Genomic DNA, 24228 nt, shown 5'->3' with positions numbered 1-24228 from the left:
CGCCCAGCCTGGCAGCGCCCCCGGCGGGCACGGCGCCGACGCGGCGTCCGCTCACCCGGTCGGCGCACGCGCTCCCAGCAGTAGCGCTGCCGCGGTGTTCAGGAGACCTTCTCCAGGGACCAGACCAGCTCGCCGCAGAGCGGGCCGCCGCGGGCCAGTACGCTGCCGTGATCGGCTGCCAGCGGGGCGAGTTGGGAGCCGTGGCAGAGCACCGCCGCGCGCTTGCGGGCCCACTGCTCGTCGGTCAGCCGCAGGTCGTGGCGCACGGTCGTGCGGTAGCGCAGCAGCAGGTCCGGGCACGCCTGGTCGCCGGCCCACTGCGGCAGGTGGCCGGTGTACGGGTGGCCGGTGTACGGGAGGTCGGTGTACGGCAGGTCGGCGTAGACCAGCGGCGGGGGCGCGCCCAGGCGGTCCAGGGTGCGCAGGGCGAGCTCGCGGACCCGCTCGTGGTCCGGCTGGTTGCTGCCGAGCGGGACGAGGACCGTGGCGTGCGCCGGCAGCTCGGCCAGGAACCTTTCCAGGTGCGGCAGTTCGGGCGACTGTGCGTAGGGTTCGTCCGGATGGTCCAGAGCGAGCTGCTCGACACCGAGCAGCTCGCTGGCCCGGGCGTTCTCGACCAGCCGGGCCCGGTGGGCCTCGGTGGCGGAGGAGAAGCCGCAGCTGCTGTCCCACCAGGAGACCGGGAGGTGGGCCGCCGGGGCGCCGCCGAACACGGTCACCACGGCGGCCGGGCCCGGGAGTTCGGGGATCAGGCCGGCCAGCGAGAGGGTGGCGTCGCCGAAGTGCGGGGAGAGCACGACGGTGCGCCGGGGCGGTGCGGTCACCAGGGCCTGCTTTCGGTGCGGCGCGGCATCTGGTGAGGACCCTAACCGCCGTTCGGCTTATGGTCCAGACCAATCCCCTCGGGTCGTCAGCTGTCGCCCTCCGGGCCGGTGAGGTTCTTGGTGAGCCACTCCAGGGTCATCGGGATCAACTTCCCGAAGTCCGAGGTCTTGTGCTGGCCACCGGGCAGCTCGTAGTACTCGACGGTGGTCGGCGGGACGGCCTTGGCGACCCACTGCTTGACCACGTTGACCTCGTAGGCGCTGCCGCCGCCGGCCGTGGCGAGCATCCTGACGTCGGCCTTGCTGGTGGAGATCAACTTGTCCGGGCCGTTGGCGTTCTGCTCGGCCGGGTGGCCCTTCCAGAGCTGGGAGTCCGCCTTGAAGTCGCCGTCGATCGGCACGGCGGCCTTGTAGAGGTCGGGGTGCTGCATGGCCAGCTTGGCGCTGCAGTCGGCGCCGCTGGAGGCGCCCATCAGCCCCCAGCTGTCGGGGCCCTTGAGGGTGCGGAAGTTGGCGCGGACGAAGTCGGGTATGTCCTGGGACAACCAGGTGCCCATCTTGGGCTGGCCGGGGATGTCGGAGCAGTCCAGCGAGTGGTGCTCGTCCGCCGTCAGGTTCTGCACCGGCATGATCATGATGAACGGGTGTGCCTTCTGCTGCTGGACGAGCTGGGCGTCGATCTCCTGGATCGGCAGCTGGTTGTCCGTCCAGGTGTTGTAGCCGTTGCTCTGACCGCCCGCGTAGAGGGTGAGCACCGGGAAGCCGAACTTGGCGTACTTCGGGTCGTTGTACTGCGGTGGCAGCCAGACCCAGACATTGGCGGAGACGCCGGACTTCTGGCCCGCCAGGGTGGTCATCATGATCGGACCGGCCTTGGTGTCACGGGTCTTCGTCAGGTTGGCGGCCGGACCGGTCGGCATCACGACCTTGGAGTTCTTCGGCGGCGCACTGCTCGCCGCAGGGGCCGGGCTGCCCGCCGCCGCGCTGTCGCCCGGCTTGGCGTCGGCGGCCGGCTTGCTGCCACTGCTGCCACTACTGCCATTGCTGCAGGCCGCCAGGGTGCCGAACAGTGCGAGCGCGGCGATACCGGCCAGGACCGCACGAGTGCGGGTTGGCTGCGACTGCGACTGCGGGTGCTGCACGGTGAGAACTCTCCGATCGATATCACGCCCGGCCGGACGAACCGGGCGGTGGCCCCGGGCGGGGCCGCCGAGGAGGTCGCGAGCAACACGCCGGCGCACCGGCGACGTGCTGCCGACGGGCTGCCTGGGAAGCGCTCCTCCCGACCTCGGGACGGCGCGCCTGCTCCGGGTGGAGTGGCACGTCGTCCATGATCTACGACGCTGCTTCGGCCCTCGCAGTTGCCCCGGTCAGTCGGGGCCAGGGTGATCGGAGAAAGTTCCCGGTGATCCGAGTTTCACTCGAACTAATGATTGAATGCGAACTTCCGGCGGGCAGCCCAGGGTGATCCGTAGCGTCTGTCCCACGGAACGGCGTGGGCCGTCCGTGGTCTGACGGTTCGTGGGAGAGGGCGGGGCGGCAATGGCAGTGCGCAGGTCACCGGGACGGGTATCGCCACAGGGTGACTCAAAGGGTGATGTGGTGGGTGACGCGGTCGGCGAGGTCGCGGGCGGGGCGGCGGGGCTTACGCGGCGTCGGTTGCTGGCCGGCTCCGCGGCGCTGGGCGGTGGGGTGTGGCTGCTGCGCGGGGCGATCGGACCGGACTCGGCGTCGGCCGACGCCGTTGCCGCGCCGCCGGCCTTCCCCGCCGGGGTGGAGGTCTACCGGCAGGTCTTCGAGAACTGGGCCGGCGAGATCCACACCGACCAGCTGTGGACGTGCGCCCCGCGCACCCCGCAGGACGTGGTGACCCTCGCCGACTGGGCGAACGCCCAGGGCTGGCGGCTGCGCGCCCAGGGGTACCGGCACACCTGGGCGCCGCTCACGGTGGCGGACGGCACACCGTCCTCGGCCGCCGTGCTGCTGGTGGACACCACCCGCTACCTCACCGCGCTGAGCCCGGCCACCACGGCGGGCGGCCTGTCCGCCGTCCGCGCACAGGCCGGCGCGGGGATGGAGCAGGTGCTCGCCTTCCTCGCCGACCGCGGCCTGGGCGTCACCAGTTGCCCGGCCCCCGGGGACGTGACGCTCGGCGGCGTGCTCGCCATCGGCGGTCACGGCACGGCCGTCCCGGCCGCCGGCGAGACCGCTCTGCCCGGTCACGGCTACGGGTCGGTCAGTAATCTGGTCACCGAACTCACCGCCGTGGTCTGGGACGAGGCCGCCGGCCGGTACGCGCTGCGCACCTTCAGCCGGGCCGAGGCCGACAGCGCCGCGTTCCTGGTCCACCTCGGCCGGGCCTTCGTGACGGAGGCAGTGCTGGTCGCCGGGGCCGACCAGAACCTGCGCTGCGTCAGCCGCCTGGACATCCCTGCCACCGAGCTCTTCGCCGCTCCCGGGTCGACGTCCAGCTCCCGGCGGTTCGCCGACTTCCTGGAGCGCGACGGTCGGGTGGAGGCGATCTGGTTCGCCTTCACCGAGTACCCGTGGCTGAAGTCCTGGAGCGTCACGCCCGACAGGCCGTTCCCCTCGCGGGCCGTCGACCAGCCCTACAACTACCCGTTCTCCGACAGCATCCCGACCCCGGTCGCCGATCTCGCCGGTCAACTGGTCGGCGGGTCCTGGGCGCTGGCGCCGGTCTTCGGCCAACTCCAGTTCCTGCTGGCCCGGCTCGGCCTCACCGGGGACATCACCGACGTGCTGCTCTCCGGCGGCCTGCTGCGCGACCTGCTCACCCTCGACGTGATCACCCACCTGCTCGCCAGCGGCCTGAGCTCGGACCTCTGGGGCCCGTCGCGCACCCTGCTGCAGTACGTCCGGCCGACCACCCTGCGGATGACCGCCAACGGGTACGCGGTGATGTGCAAGCGGGACGACGTGCAGTGGGTGGTCAGCCAGGTCACCTCCGGCTACCAGAACCTGCTGACGGAGTACCAGGCGCGCGGCGCCTTCCCGATCAACGGCGCGGTGGAGATCCGGGTGACCGGCCTCGACGATCCGGCCGTCGTCGGCGTCCCGGGCGCCCGCGCGCCGCTGCTGTCCGCACTCAGCCCGCGGCCGGACCACCCCGAGTGGGACGTCGCGGTCTGGTTCGACGTGCTGACCCTGCCGTCCACCCCCGGGCTGCACCAGTTCGGCCGCGACCTGGAGCAGTACCTGCTGACCACCTTCGACGGGACGCGGGCCGCGCTGCGCGTCGAGTGGTCCAAGGGCTGGGCCTACACCGCCGACGCCACCTGGGCCGACCCGGACGTGATAGCCCGGGTGATCCCCGACAGCCACCGGGCCGGCGGCGGCGCGGGCTGGGACGAGGCGGTCGCCACCCTCAACCGCTACGACCCGCACCGGGTCTTCAGCAGCCCGCTGCTGGACACCCTGCTGCGCTGAGCCGAGGGCACGGTCACCGCGCTGGGGAGCAGCGCGGTGACCGGCCGCGCCGCGTCGCAGCGGCGGCGGGAACGGGGGAGAGTTGAGGGGAGAGCCGGGCCGCCCCCGCCCCGCCGGGTGCCGTGCGGCCCCGAGGAGCGGACCGACCCCGAGGGAGCCGACCGTGCCTGAGGACGTCCTGCCGCGGCCACCCGCCCCACTGGGCCTGCGGACCGCCGAGGCGGCGCGCCTGCCCCGCGGGTCGCGCCGGCTGCTGGTCGGCGCCTACGTGCTGCTCGTCGCGGCGATCGTCGCGGACCTCGTCACCGGCCCCGGGACCACCGTCTCACCCGTGCTGGCCGCCGTCCCCGTCCTGGCGGGCACGGGCAGCCGCACCGCCCGGGTGCCGCTCCTGGCCGGCCTGCTGGCGCTCGCGTCCGTCGGGCTGCTGAGCCTGGCCAACCCGGACGTGCCGACCTCCGTCCACGTGGCCGCCCTGATCGCCGTCGCTGCCGTCACGATGGCCAGCACCGCCAACGTCGTCCTGCTGCTGGCCCGCGACCGCGAGCTGCGCGAGGTCCGCTCGGTGGCCGAGGCGGCCCAGTGGGCCCTGCTGCGCCCGGTTCCGGCGCGGGTCGGCCCGCTGCGCATCGCCGTCCGGTACGCGGCGGCCGCAGCCGAGGCCAGGATCGGCGGGGACCTCTACGAGGTGCTCGACACCCCGCACGGCGTGCGGATCCTGCTCGGCGACGTGCAGGGCAAGGGCCTGGCGGCGGTCGAGACGGCCTCGGACGTGCTGGGCGTCTTCCGCGAGGCGGCCCGCACCGAGGGCGACCTCGCCGCGGTGGCCGAGCGGCTGGACTCGCAGCTCGCCCGCGGTGCGCGGGGCGACCGGTTCGTGACGGCCGTCCTGGTCGGCGTGCCTCTGGGGGCGAAGCCGGCGCAGGTGGTCAACTGCGGCCACCCCTCGCCCCTGCTGCGGCGGGCGGGCAGGGTCAGCGAGGTGGACCCGCCCGGCTTCGCGCCGCCGCTGGGTCTGCGCGACCTGACCGGTGAGCACTACCGGGTCCGCAGCATTCAGCTGTACCCGGGCGATCTGCTGCTGCTCTACACCGACGGGGTCTCCGAGGCGAGGGATGCGAACGGGCGCTTCTACCCGCTCGCATCCCGGCTCGCCGCCTTTCCCGCGCAGGAGCCGGGCCCGGTGCTCGACCAGCTGCTGACGGACGTCGGCGGCTACGTCGTCGAGGGCCTGACGGACGACGCGGCCCTGCTGGCCGTCCGCTGCGAGGCGTGAGTCCGCGCGCTCACCGCCCTTCGGCCGCCGGGCGGATCCTGCCGGGGACAATGAGCGCCATGACTACCCATCACGAGGGCGACGCCCCCGATCCGGAGTACCTCAGCCGGCAGCTCCACCACCGGCTCGACCGCATCGAGGCACTGCTCACGGGCGGCGCGGCCGAAGCGGCTGGCGGGCCTGACGCGGCTGGCGGGCCAGCCGCGGCAGTCGCGGCCGTCGTGGCGAAGGATGCGGGCGGCCTCCCCACCCGCCCGGTCTGGCGGGTGGGGACCGAGGCCGAGCAGCGCTGGGCCGTGACGGTCGCGATTCTGTCCGCCGTCGCACTGCAGCTCTTCCTGCCGCCGCGGTTGAGCATCCACCCGCGCTGGATGCTCCCGGCGCTGGAGATCGGCCTGCTGATCGCCCTGGTCGCGCTGAACCCGCACCGCCGGCTCGACCGCAGCACCCGTGCCCTGCGTTCGCTGAGCCTGGCGCTGGTCGCGGCGATCAGCCTCGCCAACGGCTGGTCGGCGGTCAAACTGGTCCGCGAGCTGATCACCGGCGCCGGAGCGCCGACCCCGCTCGGGCTGCTCGGCACCGGCGGCGCGGTCTGGGCGACGAACGTGATCGCCTTCGCGCTCTGGTACTGGGAGTGGGACCGCGGCGGCCCGGCCGCCCGCTCCCGCGGCACTGCCGACTACCCCGACTTCCTCTTCCCGCAGATGCAGCAGCCGGACATCGCCCCGGCCATGTGGGAGCCCGGCTTCCTGGACTACCTCTACGTGGCCTTCACCAACGCGACCGCCTTCAGCCCGACCGACACCATGCCGCTCTCGCTCTGGGCCAAGATGCTGATGATGCTGCAGTCCGTGGTGTCGTTGCTGACCGTGCTCCTGGTGGTGGCCCGCGCGGTGAACATCCTGCACTGATCGCAGGGGGTTCTGGAGATCGGCGGGACAGCCGGCACCCGGACGGGCCAAGATGGGAGGAGGCCGGGCGGGCGCACCCCGTCCGTCGGATGAGGTGGTTACGGTGAGTACGTCACGGCCCGCATCCTGGTGGCGCGGGCCTGCGGGCGCCGAGCCACCGGAGGAGGACGTCCTCGACACGCTCGCCGAGCTGCTGCGATCAGCGCCGGAGCGGGTCGGCGCGCAGTTGGGCGGGCTCTACCTGCTCTCCGAGGACGGCCAGCTGCTCGAACTGGCGATGACGCTGGGGGCCGCGCGGCAGTTCACCAGACCGTGGCAGGGCGTGGGCCTGGGCACGCCGATACCGGTGGCTGATGCGGTGCGCAGCGGCCGGGTGATCTGGGTGGGCGGCGCGGAGGAGCTGGCGAGCCGGTATCCGCGGGTCGCGGTCGCCATGCCGTACACCTTCTGCCTGGCCGCCGCCCCGGTCGTCGCGCGGCGGACCACGTACGGCGCGCTCTTCTTCCTGTGGCCCGCCGCGCATCCGCCCGAGCTGTCGGCGCGTGAGCGCCGCGGGCTGACGGTACTCGCCTCGCAGCTGGGCGAGGTGCTGGCACGGGCGGCGCAGGCGGGCCGTCCGGTCCGACCCGGCCCGCGACCTGCGGCGATCGACGCCGAGAACGTAGCGTCGGACTCGCTCGCGGCGATAGTGGCGCGGCTGCCCGGGGGCATCTGCGGCGTCGACCTGGACGGCCGGCTGACCGTTGTCACGCCGAGCGCGGCCGAGCTGCTCGGGGAGCCGGCCGAGCGCCTGCTGGGGGCCAAGCCGTGGGTGGCGCTCCCGTGGCTGCGCGATCCCGTCTACGAGTACCACTACCGCGCGGCGGTGATCAGTGGGCGGACCATGGCGTTCGTGGCGCTGCGGCCGCCGGACCGGTGGCTGTCCTTCCAGCTCTACCCGGACGCCTCCGGGGGACTCACCGTCAGCGTCACCGCCGTCGACATCGCCCAGCACGACCGCCCCGTCGCCGACCCGCCCGCCGAGTCCGTGGTGCACACCCGGCCCGGAGCGCTGTACCACGTGCTGCACCTCGCCAGCGCGCTGACCGAGGCCGTCAGCGTGCAGGACGTGGTGCGCATGATCTCCGACCAGATCGTGCCGGGCTTCGGCGGCCAGGCCGTCGCGGTGCTGATGGTCGAGGGCGGCCGGCTGCGCATCGTCGGCCACCGCGGCTACCCGCCCGGCCTGGTGGACGAGTTCGACGGCACCCCGCTGTCCGAGTCCACGCCCGGGGTCCAGACGTCGACCAACGCGGTGCCGACCTTCTTCGAGACCCGGGCGGAGCTGGAGCGCCTCTACCCCGACCGCCACGAGACCCAGGACAACATGGCCGCCTGGGCCTACCTGCCGCTGGTCACCTCGGGCCGGCTGATCGGCACCTGCGTACTGGCGTTCGCCGAGCCGCACCGCTTCAGCATGGAGGAACGCACCGTCCTCACCTCGCTGGGCGGTCTGATCGCGCAGGCCCTGGACCGCGCCCGGCTGTACGACACCAAGCTCGGCCTCGCCCACGGCCTCCAGGAAAGCCTGCTGCCCCGCGCCCTGCCCGACCTACCGGGCCTGGAGACCACCGTCCGCTACCTCCCAGGCACCGAGGGCATGGACGTCGGCGGCGACTTCTACGACCTCATCCGCCTCGACGGCGACAGCGCGGCCGTCGTGATCGGCGATGTCCAGGGCCACAACGTCAACGCCGCTGCCCTGATGGGCCAGCTCCGAACCGCCGTACGCGCCTTCTCCACGGTCGACGCCGACCCCGGCACGGTGCTCGCCCGCACCAACAGCCTGCTGGCCGACCTGGACACCACGCTGCTCGCCAGCTGCCTCTACCTGCGCGTCGACCTCGCCGGCCGGGTGGCCTGGCTGGCCGACGCCGGGCACCCCGCGCCGCTGCTGCGCACCCCCGACGGCCGGGCGAGCGCCCTGGAGCCACGCAGCGGCCTGGTACTGAACGTCAACCGAACCGCCGAGTACCCACTGACCCGCGTCGACCTGCCGGTCGGCACCACCCTGGTGCTCTACACCGACGGCCTGATCGAGGCCCCCGGCGTCGACCTCGACCAGGCCGTCGCCGACCTCGCCGCCACCCTCGCCCGCCACGGCGGCGAACCGCTGGAGAAGCTGGCCGACGCCCTCATCGGCGAAGCCAGGCAGGCCGAGCACCGCACCGACGACATCGCCCTCCTGCTGGTCCGGGCAGTCCCCCGCTAACCCGGGCGTCGCGGACGATCGCGGTGATGATCTCCTCCGGGACCAGTCCGCCGGAGTTGATGATCTCGGCTGCTCGGATCCCCAGATCGGTGCCCTGGGACAGCTGAGCGCGCATGAGATCGCCGAAGCGGATCTGCGGCACTGCCCGGGCCGCAGCCAGCGAGGCGGCCGGATTTTCCCGCGGGGGCGCCGGTACTTGCAAGAGGACGACGCGCATCAGCCCATGGCGGTCGAGCAGTTGGTGAAGGCGTTCGATGGGCACGATCGGGTTGGCTGCCATTCGGCTTTGCGTGACCGGTAGCGGCCCTTGCCGTTCCTTGGGCCCTCGGAGGAGACTCAGTACCCGCTGAACTCACCTGGAAATTCATGGACGGGGACCTTTCCGGAAAACGCGTTGCCACAGCCGGGGGCGGATCCGCTGGGCGGTTCCGAGGGGTCCCAGCTCTTCCCGGGCTGCCGCGAGCGCTTTTTCAGCAAGCGCCACAAGGTCAAGGAACTTTCCGGGCCGAGCAGCAGTCAGTGACCGGACGGTCTTCATGGCGTCTTCGGCCGCCGCCAACGCCTCGGCCGGCCACCCCGCCGCAGAGAGTCGGCGGCTGAGAATCATCGACTCCTCGGCGAGGCTGGGCAGATGGGTGAGGGGGTCGGCTTCAGCGAGTCGGCGGTGGATCGCCACGCTCTCCTGCTCAGGAATCACCGCGTCCTTCGAGCGGCCCAGCGCCGCGAATCCCGTACTGAGGCTGCTCAGTGCCATCGCCAGATGGGGCAGCTGGCCCGTCGGGTCGGCCTCAGCGGCCTGGCGGTAGAGGTCGACCGCCTCCTGGGTGGCGGCGAGTGCGTCCCGCGGACGGCCCAGCTCCAAGAGCCAGAAGCCGATGTTGTTCAGTGCCGCCGCGAGCTCGGGCAGGTGGACTGCCGGGTCGGCCTCGACCAGCCGACGGCTCAGGTCGACAGCCGCGTACGTGGTGCCGACCGCCTCGTGAAGGCGGTCGCACTGCGCGAACAGGGCGCCGAGATTGATCAGGGATATCGTCAGGCTGTGTCGGTGGCCTGGAGGGTCGGCCTCGGCCAGTCGGCGGCGGATCGCCACCGCCTCCTCCATCGCGGCGAGCGCACCCTGGTGCCGCCCCAGCTCGGTCAACAGACGGCCGAGGTTGGTCAGCGCGATGGCGAGGTGGGGAAGATGGGTGCCAGGGTCAGCCTCGGCGAGTCGGCGCACGATGTCCGCCGCCTCTTGCACGGGGGCGAGCGCGTCCCGGCGCCGGCCCAGCTCCGACAGCCGAACGCCTCGGACGTTCAGCGCCTCCGCGAGGTGGGGCAGCTGGGTGAGGGGGTCGGCTTCGGCCAGTTGGCGGCGGATCGCCACCGCCTCTTCCATCGCGGCGAGCGCGGCCCGGTGCCGGCCCAGCGCTGACAGCCGGATGCCTTGCTCGCTCAACGACTCGGCTCGCTCCGCCTCGGCCACTCGGTGGCGGATCCCCGCCGCTTCCTCGTCTGCGGCGAGCGCCTCCTGCTGCCGCCCAAGCTCGGTCAACCGGAGGCTGAGATTGGTCAGGAACGAGCTGAGAAGACCTTGATGGGCTGCTGGATCGGTCTCGACGAGCCGGCGGCCGACCTCAACGGCCTCCTGGGCGGGGGCAAGCGCTTCCTGGATACGGCCACGCTCGGCGAGTATGACGCCGAGGTTGCTCAATGACGCAGCCAGGCGGGGCAGCGCGGTGGTGGGTTGCATCTCGGCAAGTCGCCGGAGAGCCATCACCGACTCCTGGAGTGGGCTCAGGGAGTCGTGGTCGCCATCGATTCGCTGCAGCCACAGGCTGAGGTCGTTGAGTGAACCGGTGAGGTCGAGCAGATGAGTGATGGGGTCGGCCTCGGCCAGTCGGCGCCGGAGCACCGCGCTCTCCTGTGCGGGAATCACCGCGTCCTCGAAGCGGCCCAGTGCCGCGAATCCCATGCTGAGGCTGCTCAGTGCCCTCGCCAGCTGGGATGCATGGCCTGCCGGGTTGGCCTCGGCGGCCTGGCGGTAGAGGTCGACCGCCTCCCGGGTGGGGGCGAGCGCCTCCTGGGGACGGTCCAACTTCAGGAGCGTGAAACCGATATTGTTCAGCGCTGCGGCGAGGTCGGGCAGATGAGCTGCGGGGTCGGCTTCGGCGGCCCGACGGTAGAGGTCGGCTGCTTCCTGAGTGATGATCAGGTCGTCCTGAGGACTTCCGCACTTCCCGAGCAGCACGCCGAGGTTGAGTAGGGCGCTCGCCAGTTCGGGTAGCTGATCCGCTGGTTCGGTCTCGGCAAGTCGGCGGCGAATCGCCACCGACTGCTCGGACGCGGCCATGGCCTCCTGGAGCCGGCCGGCCTCTGAGAGCCTTGGGCTCAGGTTGTTCAGGGTCAGAGCGAGCTGGGGCAGGTGGGTGGTGGGGGCAGCTCCGGCCAGGCGGCGTTCGATCGCCGCTGCCTCCTCTGCGGCGGCGAGGGCCTGCGTCCTACGGCCCAGTCCCGCGAGGATGGCGCAGAGGTTGCTCAGCGCCCCTGCGAGGCGGCCCAGTTCCGCGGCGGCGTCGGCCCCGGCCAGGTGGCGGAGAATCGCCACCGCCTCCTCGGTCGGCGGGAGAGCCTGCTGGTACAGGCCGGCGTTGCTGTAGCGCCAGCCGAGGTTGTGGCAGAGCGTCGCACGCGTGTCGGGGTCGGTGGTGCGGGCGAGTTCGTGCTCGGTGACGCGCCGGGTGAGGGCGGCGGCGCCGAGGTCGAGATCGACGTGCCGGCCGCGGGGCAGCTGGGCTTCGACGCCGGCCAGGATCGCGGGGTCGAGGGTGGTGAGGTCGGCGAGGCGGATGAGCGCGGTACTGCCCGCCGTGCGTGCCAGGGCTGGGTGCCGACGAAGGAGCGGTTCCAGGTGATGGACGGTCAGGTGGGGCCAGCGGTGGGCGGCCTCGATCAGGACGGTCAGCGCCTGGCGGGTGCAGGGGAGCGGGCCGGTGTCACCGGCCCTGGGCGCCAGCAGGAGTTCCGGCGCGCCGGTGGCCCAGGAGTCGGTGGCGTAGTAGTCGAACTGCTGTTCACTGCCGGGTAATGTGAGGGCGAGGAAGTCCTCACCGAGCCGGTCGGGGTAGAGCGGTTCCAGGACGCGGCCGGGGTCCTCGGGCGGGTAGCAGTGGGTGTGGTCGCGCAGGATCTGATCGGATGCGGCGGCGCTGGTGGCGACACCCGTGCGGGCCAGGACTTCCGACGCGCTGGTGGGATCCAGGGGGCGGGTGAGGGTGGCGAGGTAGACCGCGCGTCCCATGGTCTGCTCGCTGGTCGCCACGGGCCCCTTCCCGCCGTTGTACGAAGAGCGCCAGTGGTCGTGTTCACGGTCCAACAGGTAGGACGACAGATGGGCCTGGTCACAGCCGACCGGAGGCAACTCTCCGCGGGAGAGGGCGTCGACGTCAACCAAGGCCTTCATGTGCACGGTTAGCGTCAGGCCGTACATCGGATCGTCGAGGTCGCCGGGGACCTCAAGGGCGGCGCGGTCGGGGGGCGCGAAGACCTCGGCGAAGCGGTCCCGGGCTGCGGTGTACATCTGGGAGCGCATGCCGGTGTCGTCCGGGAGTGCCGCCAAGGTGATGGTGTTGACGTCGAGGATGTCGATCTTGGTGAACTGGTGGGCGAGACCCTGCCACCACATGCCGGCGGGGCGGGCCACCAGGAGAAGGCGCAGCCGGTCGCGGGCGGCGTCCCGGTGCTGGCGCACCAGGGTTATCAGGTCCTCCAAGGGCCAACGGTCGGCGTAGTCGACGATCAGCACCAGGCCCGGCGAACGCACCGTCAGGCTCTCGTCCTCGCCACCCGCCGCGGCGACCTCGCTGCGGTGGCGTGCCATCGCGACGGCCCACCCGCCCTGCGCCGAGCGGATGGCGAACTCGCCGGCCAGCCGCGTCTTGCCCGCGCCGCCTTCGGCATGGAGCAGGCGGACCGACAAGCCCGGAACCCGGTCGTCCCGCCAGGACTCCAACAGGTCCAGCTCCGGGCGCGGAAGGAACGGGACCACGCGGTGACGGGCCATCAGCAGCCGGCTGGGCACACGGCTCAGCCCGGCGGGCACCTCGGCCGGATCAGCGAGGGGGAGTGCCTCCACCCGGTACGGCGGCGCACCGCGGTAGATGTAGTTGTACTGATCGCCGTGCTGCACCGCGTTCACCCGGGCGTGACCAGCCGCCGCGATGGTCTGCGTGAACACCGCGCCGTCCGGCTGGGTCCAGCCCTGTGTCTGCTCGCTCACGCGTCGGCCTCACGGGCCGCCGTACCCCTTTGACGGTCGGGGGCCGAGGAATCCATGTAGTAGTTGTGTTGGTTCCCGTGCTGCACCGCGTTGACGACGCCGTGGCCACTGGCGGTGATGGTCTGCGCCCAGCTCCGCTGGGCCTGCGGCAGTTCCTCGCGGACCTCGTCGATCAGCGCCGTCAGCTCGGCCGCGGCGTCGGGGTCCTCGCGCAGCAGGGCCACCGGGCGCCGCCGCCACGGCCCGACCAACTCCTGCCGGGCCGCCTCGGCGTTCTCGTCCTGTGCCACGACAACGGCGTCACCCTCCAGTTGGGTCTCGACAGTCTGGAGATCATGGCCTCGATGGTGGAACAGTCGGACCGTTTGGGCACGGGTCGACTGCCAGGCATCGGTAGCCATCGCCGCCACTACCGTCGTGGCGCCGGTCAGGGCCAAGGCCTCAATTATCTGCTGAGCGTCCTGCGGGTCCGGCATTGAAGCTCCCGTGCTGGCAGACAACTTGGGGCGCCAATCATCCCGCCCGAACCGCACCTGGCGCAGGCGTTCGACTGTAGAGCCGCACGATTCACGGCCACGCTCGGCCTGCGCGATCGTACCCATGTCGCCTCACAGCCCCGAGGGTTGACGGCTGGTCAGGTCAAGGGCCCGCCGTGGTACCAGTGGCTGGGGCTGGCCCGGCGCGAGGAGTATCTGATGCCTCGCGCCGGGTCAGTGCGTGTCGGTCAGGTGAGGGAGTCGACCAGTTCGGCGATTGCGGTCAGGGGTTGGTGGGCCGCGAGTTGGGTGGCCAGGGTGGCGGCGTTGGTGCGGTAGGTGGGGTCGGCGAGGATTCGGTCGACGGCCTCGCGCAGTTCCGGTTCGCCTGGGCGGCCGGTGCGCAGGTCGATGCCGACGCCGCGCCAGGCGACCCGGGCGGCCACCTCGGGCTTGTCCTCGCTGCCGCCGGCGACCACCAGCGGTACCCCGAAGGTGAGGGCGGTGTGGACGCCGCCGTAGCCGCCGTTGCTGATCAGTACGTCGGCGTGCGGCAGCAGGCGGTCGAACGGCAGGTAGCCGGCGGCCCGGACGTTGTCCGGCAGGCCGCCGAGCGCCTGGGCCAGCAGCTCGGGCCCGTCCTGGCGGGCGGTGGCGGCGACCACCAGCAGGTCGGGGCGGTCGGCGAGGGCCCGTACTGCGGGGACCAGCAGCTCGGTCGGGTCGTCGTTGGCCAGGGTGCCCTGGGTGACCACCGCGACCGACCGGGCCGCCGTCAGGTCCGGCCACCACGCGGGCAGTTCCGCCTCGCCCCGGGTCTGCAAGGGCAGCGCGCCGATGTACCGCAGCGAGGCCGGCGCGTCGCTGCGCGGGTACTCGAACCCGGGGACGGTCAGTTGCAGGTAGTGGTCGGGTACGGCCACGGCGGCGTCCGCCCGTGGCCCCGGCGGCAGTTCGGCCCCGACCGTGGCGAACACCTCGGCCGCGTACCTGCGCAGCGGCTCGCCGCGCTGCGCCGCCGCGGCGTTCAGCTCGCGGTTGCGGGCCCGGCCCTCCGGTCCCGGCTGGGGCGGCAGGGCGAGGCCGAAGGGTGCGGTGTCGACGCTCTGCATCATCGGCGGCGCCACTCCGATGCTCACCACGGCCGGCCGCTCGTCGCGCGGGTGGGCCAGCGCCAGGGCCAGCGCGCCGTGGAAGAAGCAGTCGCCGATCACGGCCGTGGCCGGGAACTCGGCCAGCAGAGCGCGCAGCGCCCGGTACTGCGCGGGGACCGGGTCGATGAAGATGTGCCGGGCGTCGAAGGCCATCCGCTGCGGCCCGGGCGCCAGTTCGGCCCGGCCCGGGAAGTGGTCGTTGATCCGGCGGTCGTCGAAGTCCGCCTCCGCCGGCAGGGCGACGAATCGAGCCCCGGTCTTCTCGGCGGCCTCGGCGAACCGCGCCCCGCCGAGGAAGGCCACCTGGTGCCCGCGGGCCACCAGGTCGGCGGTTATCGCCAGCAGCGGCGCGGTGTGCCCGTGCGCGGGCATGGCGGCAGTGATGATCATGGACATGTGAACCCCCCAATGGTTCGTCGGCCGGTCCGTGCGCACCCCGTGGTCGTTCCTGCGCACCCGGCCTGCAGCGCAGGCTAGCTCACGCCGGCGCGGTGTGGCTCGGTGGCGGGCTCCGGGTGGCCCGCAGGCGTCGGCTCCGGTCGGGCGCCTGCGGACTCGAGGCGGAGCATGGCCTCCTCGTCCGGGCTGCCGGGGGCTGCCTGGTAGACCACCATGCGCTGGCCGCCGGTCCGGGCGAGTTGCATGACCTCGTAGGTCAGGGTCATCGGTCCGACCTTCGGATGCCGGAAGGACTTCTGCCCGCCGCCGCGTTCGCAGACGTCGTACCGCTCCCAGAGGCTCGCGAACTCCGGTGACTTCAGCACCAGTTCGCCGACCAGCGTGGTCAGTTCGGGGTCGTCCGGGTCGGCCCCGGCGACCGCCCGCAGATGCGCGACCGAGAGCGCGACGGTGTCCAGCCACGGCTCGTAGAGCGTCCGGCCGAGCGGGTGGAGGAAGAGATAGCGGGTCAGGTTGCGCTGTTCCAGGGGCCAGTCCCAGAGCCCGGGCAGTAGCCGCCGACCGGGCGGGTTAGCGGCCAGCACACGGTTGTAGCGGCTCACCACGTAGGCGGGCAGCGGGCGCACCGACTCCAGCATCCGCAGGATCGAGTCGCGGACGGTGTGGTCCGTGCAGGCCGTCAACTCGGAGGCCCGGCCGGAGGCCAGCTCCGCGAGCTCGTGCAGACGTTCGTAGCCGTCGCCGCGCAGCCGCAGGGCACGACCGAGGGCGTCCACGACGGCGGGGGAGGGGTTGGTCTCCCGGCCGCGCTCCAGGCGGATGTAGTAGTCGACGCTCACCCCGGCCAGCACGGCCAGCTCCTCCCGGCGCAGACCGGGAGTGCGACGCACGCCCGCGCCGACCGGCAGGCCGGCGTCCTCCGGGCGGACCTGGGCCCGACGGGCCTTCAGATATCTGCCCAACTCAGTGCCCCGCGCGTCCGCTGATGCTGTCATCTGATCATTATCGCAGGTGGGCGGCGAGCGTTGGGGGGCTGTGTCAGGGCCTGGAACGCGGCACCCCGGGTACAGCGCGGTCTGCCGGACGGCCGCGCGGAAGCGCAGAGTTGGTCGGGAGCGGGCGGCCAGGCCGCCGGGGCCCAGGGGGTGCGAGACACCGGACCGCGGCCCTGGCGGGCTGCGCCGCCCGCCGCGGATCCACTCCGACTGTCCATCAGACCTACGTTCTTCCAAGGAGTTCACCATGCCGGCCACGCCCGCGCCTACGCCCACGCTCCAGCGACGACAGCCGGACCGGGCCCGACCGGCCGCGCAGCGGCGCAGCGGCGTCACGCTCGTCGCCTCGCTGCTCGGGTTCACGGTGATCACCATCGACGTCTCGGCCGTGAACATCGCACTGCCCGCGATCCGCGACTCCCTCAGCGGCGGGATGACCGGACTGCAGTGGGTGGTGGACGCGTACACCCTCATGTTCGCAGCCCTGATGCTCTCCGCAGGCGCCCTCGCCGACCGGGTCGGCGCCCGGCGCGCCTACGCCTGGGGCGTCGCCCTGTTCACCCTCGCCTCGCTCGGCTGCGCGCTCGCGCCCGGCATCGGTGTGCTGGTCGCCGCGCGCGTGGCGCAGGGCGGCGCCGCCGCGGTGGTGATGCCGGCCTCGCTGGCGCTGATCCGGCAGACCTACGAGGACCCCCGGGCTCGCGCCCGCGCCATCGCGCTGTGGACGGTCGGCGGCTCGGTGGCGATGGCCGCGGGACCGGTGCTGGGCGGGCTGCTCACCGACTCGGTGGGCTGGCGGGCGGTCTTCCTGCTCAACCTCCCGGTGGGCGCGGTGATCCTGGGACTGCTGATCCGGGTGCCGCGCTCCCCGCGCCGGCCCGCCGCGCTGGACGGCGGCGGCCAGCTCACGGCCGTACTGGCCCTGGCCGGGCTGGCCTTCGCGGTGATCGAGGGCGGTCACCTGGGGTGGACGAGCGGCCCTGTGCTGGCCGCCGGCGCGCTCGCCGTCGCCTCCGGTTGCGCCTTCCGTGCGATAGAGGCTCGGCACCGCCAGCCCATGGTCCCGCTGGGTGTGCTGAGGGACCGCAGGGTGGCCGTCCCGCTCGCGGTCGGCTTCGCCGTCAACGCCGCCTTCTACGGCGGGATCTTCCTCCTCGGTCTGTACTACCAGCAGCTGCGCGGAATGCCGGGGATCGCGGCCGGGCTGATGTTCGTCCCCATGTCGGTCGTGGTGACGGCAACCAACCTGGTCTCGCCGCGGCTGGCGGAGCGGGTCGGACGGCGGCCGGTGATCGTCGCCGGGCAGCTGGTCTTCACTGCGGCGATGCTGGCCATGCTGCCGCTGGCCGCGCACACCCCGGTGTGGCTGGTGCTGGTCCTGCTGCTGCCGCTGAGCATCGGCGGGGCGCTCGTGGTGCCCGCGCTGACCGCGCTGCTGATGGACGCCGTCCCCGCCGAGCGCTCCGGGACTGCGTCGGGGCTGCTCAACTCCCTGCGCCAGACCGGCGGGGCGCTCGCCGTCGCGCTCTTCGGCAGCCTGCTCTCCGGCCCCGGCGGCGACTTCTCGCTCCCGGGCATGCGCCTCGGCCTCCTCGCGGTCGCCGCCCTCCTCCTGGCCACCGCCGCGCTCTCCCGCCTCCTGCTGCCCCGCGGCTGACCACCGTCATGTCCGACCGTACGACGCCGACCGCCTCGGTCGGGACCACGCGCCGCAAGGGGGAGCAGACAGGGCGGGTCGGCGCTGACCTGAAGGATGACAATCACGCCGTCCGTACCCTCGCACGGCGTGATTCTCCTACGCGGCAGGCCCGCAAGCGCGCTGCGCGGAGTAACATGGAATTTGCCGGAACAATTGAACGGCAGAGCGATCGCGAGGAGGTAACCAGATGCAGCTTGGTGAAGCAGAAGCCCTGACGCTGCGACTCGTGACCGCGAAATTCTCACCCAGCTTTCGGCGGGGAGATTGACAAGGACACGTAGGGGTGGGGGCGCAGGTACAAATCCTGTTGTCAGACCAGCATGTGTGATCAGGGTGCAGGCCGTTTCCGCAGAGAATGCGGGAGCGGCCTTTTTGCGCTCGGGGGAATACCGTAGAGGTATGTCTGTCTACATCAAGCTTGCGAGCGAGGCCCGGTCTCCTGGGGAGCCGTCCAGCGGTCCGCTGGACGTGCAGTACGAAGACAAGCCCGTGACCACCACCTATGAGTACGACGTGCACCCCAGCGGAGCTTTGCGGATTCTGCGAGTTTCGGAGAACGGTCCCCATGTGGTCGAGGGGTTCTTCGGTGTCGGAGCGTGGCTTCAGGTTACCGGGACGTATCGACGAAGCGGCTCCGAATACTGATTGTCCTGCCTCGGTGGACCCGGTGTCGGCCAGAGCGCCGCGACCGGCGACAGCCGAAGTAGGCACGCGGGCCTTGCGCGGGGGCGCGTCAGCGGTCGGTGCGGCGCAGGCCGGTGCGGCGGAGGCCGACGATCCGCATCACGGCTGCCACCGCGCCCGCGCCCACCGTCGCCCCCAGAACGACCAGGGCCGGCCGGTCCAGCCAGGCGCCCGCGGTCAGCGCCGCCAGCGCTCCCGCCAGCAGCAGCGCGCCGACGATCGCCACGGTCCAGATGCTGTCCCAGGCAGCGCGCAGCCCGACGTGCCCGGTTCGCAGATGTCGCTCCAACCTGCGATCACAGGCCAGCTGACACTCGATGTCGAGCAGGATCTGCCGCTCCCGCTCCGAAAAGCCCGCGCTCACGGCTGTCCACCTCCTCGCGCGCCGGTAGCCCTCCTATGGCGGATACCCCCACCAGGGCCGCGAACACGTCGGTCGGGCGCTCAACGCAGCGGAAATCGCGATGACGGCCTGGGTCCCGCCGGGCCGCGGACCGGGTGCCTCGGGCGCACGGACCGGCGGACGAAGGCGAAGGTCAGGACACCGTGAGCGCGGCGGCGCCGATCAGGCCCGCGTCGGGGCCCAGACCGGTGCGGCGGACCTCGACCGGGTGCACGTAGGGCAGGGCGGCGTAGGTGTGCAGGTGCCGCCGCAGCGGGGCGAGCAGCAGCTCGCCCGCCTGCGCCACGCCGCCGCCGACCACCGCCAGGCGCAGGTCCAGCAGGGTGGCGGTGGCCGCGATGCCCGCGGCCAGTGCCCGGGCCGCGCGGTCGTAGGCCGCGAGGGCCAGCGAGTCGCCCTGACGTGCGGACTCGGCGACCGCGGCGGCGTCGGCGGCGCCGCCGCGGGCGGCGGGCTGCCAGCCGGAGCGCAGCGCCTGGCGGGCGATCGCGGTGCCGCTGGCTAGCATCTCCAGGCAGCCGCGTGATCCGCACGGGCACGGCTCCCCGTCGAGGTCCACGCTGAGGTGGCCCAGGTGCCCGGCGTTGCCGCTGGGGCCGGGGTGGACGGCGCCGTCGAGGACGAGTCCGGCCCCGACGCCGGTGGAGACCACCAGGCAGAGCGCGCTGACGGCGTCCCGGGCGGCGCCGCGCCAGCGCTCACCGGCGGCCATCGCGACGCCGTCGCCGCCCAGCACCACCGGCAGGCCCGCCACCGCCGGGTCGGCGGCCACCCGCGCGACCAGGGGAAAGTCACGCCAGCCGGGGATGTTGACCGGGCTGACGGTCCCGCGGGCGATGTCCACCGGGCCCGCGCAGCCGATTCCCAGCGCCCGCACCTGCTGCCAGCGCGGGACGGCGCTGAGCCTTCCGAGCACCTGATGGATCGTCAGTAGTACGGCCTCGCCCGGCTCCTGCGCCGGGGTGAGCCGCTGCACCCGATGCAGTACGGTGCCCTGTCGGTCGACCAGCGCGCCGGCGATCTTCGTGCCCCCGATGTCGAGAGCGGCGATCAGCCCGGCTGGCTCCGGCGTGCTCGTGACGACCGCGCTCATGACGACCAGGCGTCGACCGCGCGGGCGAACCGCAGGGTGACCAGCTCGAACGGTCGAAGCTTCAACTCCACGGTGTCCCCGCGCAGTTCCGGATGCGCGCCGAGCGGGCGCTCCAGCAGGTCGCAGGCCTGCACGCCGACCGGGGCGAACGAAGCGCGCAACTGTGCCCGGGCCCGGGCGCCGTGCGCCTCGTACAGCCGCACCACCACGTCGCCGCTGCCGTCGTCGGCCAGTTTGACGGCGCTGACCACCACCGCGTCGCGGTCAACGCTCACCAGGGGTACCACCTCGGCGTCCCCGGGGATCCGCCGCTCGGGCAGGTTGATCCGGTAGCCCTCGCGGACCGCGTCGCCGATGGTGGCGCCGGGGACCAGTGCGTGCCGGAAGTGGTGCACGCCCTGGTCGGTGTGCGGGTCGGGGAAGCGCGGGGCGCGCAGCAGCGAGACGCGGACCGTGGTGGTGGTGCCCTGGTCCTCGGCCCGCACACTGCGGGTCACGTCGTGGCCGTAGGTGGAGGCGGTCACCAGGGCCACGCCCCAGTCGGGTTCGGCGAAGTGGACGAAGCGGTGGTTGCAGGCCTCGAACTTCGCCGCCTCCCAGCTGGTGTTGGTGTGGGTGGGGCGGTGCAGGTGGCCGAACTGGGTCTCGGCGGCGTAGCGTTCGGTGTGCAGGTCGAGGGGGAAGGCGGCTTTGAGGAACTTCTCTCGCTCGTGCCAGTCCACCTCGGTGTCCAGGTCGAGGCGCCCGACGCCGGCGGCGAGGGTCAGCGTCTGCACCACCCGTGAGGCGCCGAAGGAACGCGTCACCCGGACCGCCACCGCGTCCGAGTCCTTGGCGAGGACGGTGAGTTCGTCCAGGTCGGTGAGGTCGGTGACGGTGTTGCGGTAGAACTGGTCGACGTCCCAGGCGTCCCACATGTTGGGGAAGTCGGGGTGGATCTGCAGCAGGTTGGCGGCCGTGCCGGGGGCGACCGTCTCGCGCTCGTTTGCCAGGTCGTACGCCGAGACGACGAGCCCGCGTCCGTCGACCGCGACCCGCAACAGGCCGTTGTCCAGCAGGAATCCGCCCTCGGCCCGGGGCTGGACCGTGCAGCCGCTCAGTGTCGGAGGCGTCCTGCGGGCGCCGCCGGCCGGTACGCCCGCCCGCTCGTGCGGGGTCGCGTTGAAGACCACCTCCGTGCCGGACGTTGCGCCACCGGCCAGTGCCTGCTGGGCCTCGGCGACCAGGGCGGTCAGCTCCTCGGCGACGGCGGCGTAGGTCTGCTCGGCCTCCCGGTGCACCCAGGCGATCGAGGAGCCGGGCAGGATGTCGTGGAACTGGTGCAGCAGCACGGTCTTCCAGATCCGGTCCAACTGCTGGTACGGGTAGGCGAATTTGCTGCGGACGGCTGCGGTGGCGGCCCACAGCTCGGCCTCGCGCAGCAGGTTCTCGCTCGCCCGGTTGCCCTGCTTGGTTCTGGCCTGGCTGGTCAGTGTGGCGCGGTGCAGTTCGAGGTAGAGCTCGCCGACCCAGACCGGCGGGTCCGGGTACTCGGCCTGCGCCTTGGCGAAGAACTCGGCGGGCTTCTCCCACTGGACGGTGGCCGAGCCCTCCAGGTTGCGCAGCCGGGCCGCCTTGGCGATCATCTCGCGGGTGGTGCCGCCGCCGCCGTCGCCCCAGCCGGTCGGCGCGAGCGAGTGCGAGGCCCGCCCCTTGTCCTTGAAGTTCCGTGCTGCGTGGGCGATTTCACTGCCCTTCATGGAGCAGTTGTAGGTGTCGATCGGCGGGAAGTGGGTGAAGATCCGCGTCCCGTCGATGCCCTCCCACCAGAAGGTGTGGTGCGGAAAGGAGTTGACCTGGCTCCAGGAGATCTTCTGGGTGAGCAGCCACTTCGACCCGGCCGCCTTGATGATCTGCGGCAGCCCGCCGGTGAAGCCGAAGGTGTCCGGCAGCCAGGCCTCCTGGTTATCGATGCCGAACTCCTCCAGGAAGAACCGCTTGCCGTGCACGAACTGCCGGGCCATCGCCTCCGAGCCCGGCATGTTGGTGTCCGACTCCACCCACATGCCGCCGGCCGGCACGAAGCGGCCCTCGGCCACCGCCGCCTTGACCTTCGCGTACACCTCGGGCCTGTGCTCCTTGATCCAGGCGTACTGCTGGGCCTGGGACATGGTGTAGACGAAGTCCGGCTCGTCCTGGAGGAGCGCGGTCATGTTGGCCGTGGTGCGCGCCACCTTGCGGACCGTCTCGCGCAGCGGCCACAGCCAGGCGGAGTCGATGTGCGCGTGGCCGACCGCGCTGATCCGGTGCGCGGAGGCCGAGGCGGGTGCGGCCAGTACCGCCGCGAGTTCCGAACGGGCCGCTTCTGCCGTCCCGTTGACGTCCTGGAGGTCGACGGCGTCCAGCGCCCGTTCGACCGCCCGCAGGATCTCCCAGCGCCGCGCACCGTCCACCGGGAGCTCGGCCATCAGTTCGCCCAGCACCTCCAGGTCCATCACCAGCTGCCAGACGCTCTCGTCGAAGACCGCCAGGTCGACGCGGGTCAGCCGGTACTGCGGCTGGTCGCCGGCCGTCGCCTTCTCGCCCAACTCGGTTGGTAGGAAGGGGTGGTAGTCCAGAACCACCGGGTTGGAGGCGGCTTCGACGTGCAGCAGCACCTGCTCGCCGCCGATCGCGGGTGCGGCGATCCGCACCCACTGGTTGCACGGGTTGATGCCCTTCACCGGCGTGCCGTCCGGCCGGTAGACCAGGCCCTCGCACTGGAAACCGGGCATGTTCTTGTCGAAGCCCAGGTCGATCAGCGCCTCCACGGTCCGCCCGGCCCAGGCCGCGGGAACGGTGCCGGAGACCGTCAGCCAGCTGGTGCCCCAGGGCGCACCCCACGGTTGCCCGACCGCGATCGGGGTGCGCAGTGCGGCCAGGCCCTCGGCGACCGGGACGGGCTCGTCGGGGGCGGTCCAGATACCGACCTCCAGCGGCACCGACGCGGGGTGGATCGCGGGGCGGATGCGCTCGTCGAGGACGCGCTTGAGGCGGGACTCGACGAGGGTGCGGTCGTCATGCACGGTGGGCTCCAGAAGAGGGCGGGGGTGGGCGGGTCAGGAGCGGTCGACGTCCTCGACCGTGACGACTTCGGTGATCCCGCGCGCGCTCAGGTGCTGCTCGTCCGAGGCGTGCGCGGCCAGCAGCGCGGTCGGCCGCGCACCGTCGGCGGTCAGCCGCATGAAGGCCTCGAAGAACGCGCCGCCGGGGGCGCAGGTGGAGCGCCTGGGCGCGTCGTCCGGCAGGTCCAGGACCAGGGCCGTGCTGCGGGGAAGCGGTGGCTGCCAGTGCGTCCTGGCTTCGGAGACCGCTCGCGAGAGCGCCCGTCCGGCCGGCTTGAGCTGTCTGTCGTTGGTCAACAGACCCAGACTGTATTCGAGTTCGGGGAAGTCGGCGAGCGAGCGGTCGACGTCGTGCGAGCACCACCAGGTGACGCCCCACAGATCGGGGCAGTCGAGTGCGGCGGCGAGAGTGGTCTCGGTGAAGCCGGCCGCGTCCTCGGCGGCGATCTGCGGGGCCGGCGCGCCGACCTCCTGCAACCAGATCGGGCGGTGCGGATCGTCGGCCCAGGCCTTGGACAACTCGACCAGGTAGGCGGCGTGTTGGCCGGTAGCGGTCGAATCGGCGCCGTAGCGCTGGGCGGTGCCGTTGAAGACCCAGGAGTGCACGGCGGTGGCCGCGCCGATCCGGGCGGCCTGCGCCGGGGTGAACGGGTGGTCGTCCTGGTACCACGCCGCGTCGTACGCCGCGTGCAGGTGCAGCCGGCCCGGCGCGCCCTGCTCGCAGGCGGCCAGCAGGCGGCGCAGCCAGCCGGCGGCCTGGTCGGGGGTGATCCGGTCCGGGTCGGGGTGCGGGTCGCCGGAGAACTGGTTGATCTCGTTGCCGATGGTCAGACCCAGGAAGTTGCCGCGCTCGGCCAGTGCGGCGGCCAGGGTGTGCAGGTAGGCGGCCTGGCCCTCGACGACCTCGGGGTCGGTGAAGAGGTTGCGCCGGTGCCAGGTGGTGGTCCAGGCGGGCAGGAAGTCGAAGCTGGACAGGTGGCCCTGGAGGCCGTCCACCGCCACGTCCAGACCGCGTTCACCCGCCGCGTCCACCAGAGCGGTCAGCTGTTCGACGGCGCGCGGGCGGATCAGCGTGCGGTTGGGCTGGAACAGCGGCCAGAGTGGGAAGACCCGGACGTGGTCCAGGCCCAGCGCGGCGACCGAGTCCAGGTCGGCCCGCACAGCGTCCAGGTCGAAGTCCAGCCAGTGGTGGAACCACCCCTGGGACGGGGTGTAGTTGACGCCGAAGCGCGGCGGACGGTCGGTCGGGGTGGTCATCGGTTCTCCGGTCGTCAT

Annotated in this window: 16 protein-coding genes; 6 read left to right on the top strand and 10 right to left on the bottom strand. The window is 72.4% G+C overall.

The genetic code is table 11. The features are described from left to right. Positions 1-98 precede the first annotated feature (98 nt). Positions 99-827 (bottom strand): PIG-L family deacetylase, encoded by a 729-nt coding sequence (locus P3T37_RS07210; protein ID WP_280722818.1) that lies wholly within the window; start codon positions 825-827, stop codon positions 99-101. 83 nt (positions 828-910) lie between these two features. Next, entirely contained in the window at positions 911-1966 is a 1056-nt protein-coding gene (locus tag P3T37_RS07205; protein ID WP_280722606.1) for an alpha/beta hydrolase-fold protein, read from the bottom strand. A 460-nt stretch (positions 1967-2426) separates the two neighbouring features. On the opposite strand from P3T37_RS07205, the gene P3T37_RS07200 reads away from it, so the two are divergent. The 4 genes from P3T37_RS07200 (at position 2427) to P3T37_RS07185 (ending at position 8709) form a co-directional block, all read left to right on the top strand. Then, on the top strand, positions 2427-4271 hold the full coding sequence (locus P3T37_RS07200; protein ID WP_280722605.1) for a cholesterol oxidase substrate-binding domain-containing protein: 1845 nt from the start codon (positions 2427-2429) through the stop codon (positions 4269-4271). 163 nt (positions 4272-4434) lie between these two features. Beyond that, the gene (locus P3T37_RS07195) at positions 4435-5547 is read left to right on the top strand and encodes a PP2C family protein-serine/threonine phosphatase (protein ID WP_280722604.1); all 1113 of its coding nucleotides are present in this window, start codon (positions 4435-4437) and stop codon (positions 5545-5547) included. A 59-nt stretch (positions 5548-5606) separates the two neighbouring features. Continuing rightward, complete coding sequence (locus P3T37_RS07190) at positions 5607-6458, top strand: hypothetical protein (protein ID WP_280722603.1); 852 nt, start codon at positions 5607-5609, stop codon at positions 6456-6458. Between the two features lie 103 nt (positions 6459-6561). Continuing rightward, the gene (locus tag P3T37_RS07185) at positions 6562-8709 is read left to right on the top strand and encodes a SpoIIE family protein phosphatase (RefSeq protein WP_348533220.1); all 2148 of its coding nucleotides are present in this window, start codon (positions 6562-6564) and stop codon (positions 8707-8709) included. Positions 8710-9073: 364 nt separating this feature from the next. Here the strand turns inward: P3T37_RS07185 and P3T37_RS07180 are convergent, their stop codons facing one another. From P3T37_RS07180 to P3T37_RS07165, 4 genes are all read right to left on the bottom strand, one after another. Then, positions 9074-12967: a tetratricopeptide repeat protein gene (locus P3T37_RS07180; RefSeq protein ID WP_280722601.1), complete on the bottom strand. Its 3894-nt coding sequence runs from the start codon at positions 12965-12967 to the stop codon at positions 9074-9076. Continuing rightward, positions 12964-13257 (bottom strand): hypothetical protein, encoded by a 294-nt coding sequence (locus P3T37_RS07175; protein ID WP_280722600.1) that lies wholly within the window; start codon positions 13255-13257, stop codon positions 12964-12966. The genes P3T37_RS07180 and P3T37_RS07175 overlap by 4 nt, the downstream gene beginning before the upstream one ends. Positions 13258-13691: 434 nt before the next feature. After that, positions 13692-14987: a nucleotide disphospho-sugar-binding domain-containing protein gene (locus P3T37_RS07170; protein WP_280722599.1), complete on the bottom strand. Its 1296-nt coding sequence runs from the start codon at positions 14985-14987 to the stop codon at positions 13692-13694. Positions 14988-15070: 83 nt separating this feature from the next. Next, the gene (locus P3T37_RS07165; RefSeq protein ID WP_280722598.1) at positions 15071-15991 is read right to left on the bottom strand and encodes a helix-turn-helix transcriptional regulator; all 921 of its coding nucleotides are present in this window, start codon (positions 15989-15991) and stop codon (positions 15071-15073) included. Between the two features lie 247 nt (positions 15992-16238). On the opposite strand from P3T37_RS07165, the gene P3T37_RS07160 reads away from it, so the two are divergent. Both P3T37_RS07160 and P3T37_RS07155 read left to right on the top strand, forming a co-directional pair. After that, positions 16239-17648: an MFS transporter gene (locus tag P3T37_RS07160; RefSeq protein ID WP_280722597.1), complete on the top strand. Its 1410-nt coding sequence runs from the start codon at positions 16239-16241 to the stop codon at positions 17646-17648. Positions 17649-18089: 441 nt separating this feature from the next. Then, a complete protein-coding gene (locus P3T37_RS07155) occupies positions 18090-18335 on the top strand; it encodes a hypothetical protein (protein WP_280722596.1) in 246 nt (81 codons plus the stop codon). 88 nt (positions 18336-18423) lie between these two features. Here P3T37_RS07155 and P3T37_RS07150 read toward each other — a convergent pair whose 3' ends face one another. The 4 genes from P3T37_RS07150 to P3T37_RS07135 form a co-directional block, all read right to left on the bottom strand. After that, complete coding sequence (locus tag P3T37_RS07150) at positions 18424-18738, bottom strand: DUF3040 domain-containing protein (RefSeq protein ID WP_280722595.1); 315 nt, start codon at positions 18736-18738, stop codon at positions 18424-18426. Between the two features lie 172 nt (positions 18739-18910). After that, on the bottom strand, positions 18911-19870 hold the full coding sequence (locus tag P3T37_RS07145) for an ROK family protein (RefSeq protein WP_280722594.1): 960 nt from the start codon (positions 19868-19870) through the stop codon (positions 18911-18913). Next, a complete protein-coding gene (locus P3T37_RS07140) occupies positions 19867-22914 on the bottom strand; it encodes a glycoside hydrolase family 38 C-terminal domain-containing protein (RefSeq protein ID WP_280722593.1) in 3048 nt (1015 codons plus the stop codon). Before P3T37_RS07140 ends, P3T37_RS07145 begins: the two co-directional genes overlap by 4 nt. Before the next feature lie 33 nt (positions 22915-22947). After that, positions 22948-24210, bottom strand: a complete 1263-nt coding sequence (locus P3T37_RS07135) for a glycosyl hydrolase (protein ID WP_280722592.1) — start codon at positions 24208-24210, stop codon at positions 22948-22950. Positions 24211-24228 lie beyond the last annotated feature (18 nt).

It is taken from the genome of Kitasatospora sp. MAA4 (genome assembly GCF_029893355.1).
GTDB lineage: Bacteria > Actinomycetota > Actinomycetes > Streptomycetales > Streptomycetaceae > Kitasatospora.
Note: the sequence above shows the minus strand (reverse complement) of the source record. Positions and strands in the feature narration are given on the sequence as shown.

Coding starts and splice junctions, on each gene's coding strand:
- P3T37_RS07145 (WP_280722594.1), bottom strand. CDS start 19,870: ATGAGCGCGGTCGTCACGAGCACGCCGGAGCCAGCCGGGCTGATCGCC.
- P3T37_RS07165 (WP_280722598.1), bottom strand. CDS start 15,991: ATGACAGCATCAGCGGACGCGCGGGGCACTGAGTTGGGCAGATATCTG.
- P3T37_RS07190 (WP_280722603.1), top strand. CDS start 5,607: ATGACTACCCATCACGAGGGCGACGCCCCCGATCCGGAGTACCTCAGC.
- P3T37_RS07160 (WP_280722597.1), top strand. CDS start 16,239: ATGCCGGCCACGCCCGCGCCTACGCCCACGCTCCAGCGACGACAGCCG.
- P3T37_RS07155 (WP_280722596.1), top strand. CDS start 18,090: ATGTCTGTCTACATCAAGCTTGCGAGCGAGGCCCGGTCTCCTGGGGAG.
- P3T37_RS07170 (WP_280722599.1), bottom strand. CDS start 14,987: ATGATCATCACTGCCGCCATGCCCGCGCACGGGCACACCGCGCCGCTG.
- P3T37_RS07135 (WP_280722592.1), bottom strand. CDS start 24,210: ATGACCACCCCGACCGACCGTCCGCCGCGCTTCGGCGTCAACTACACC.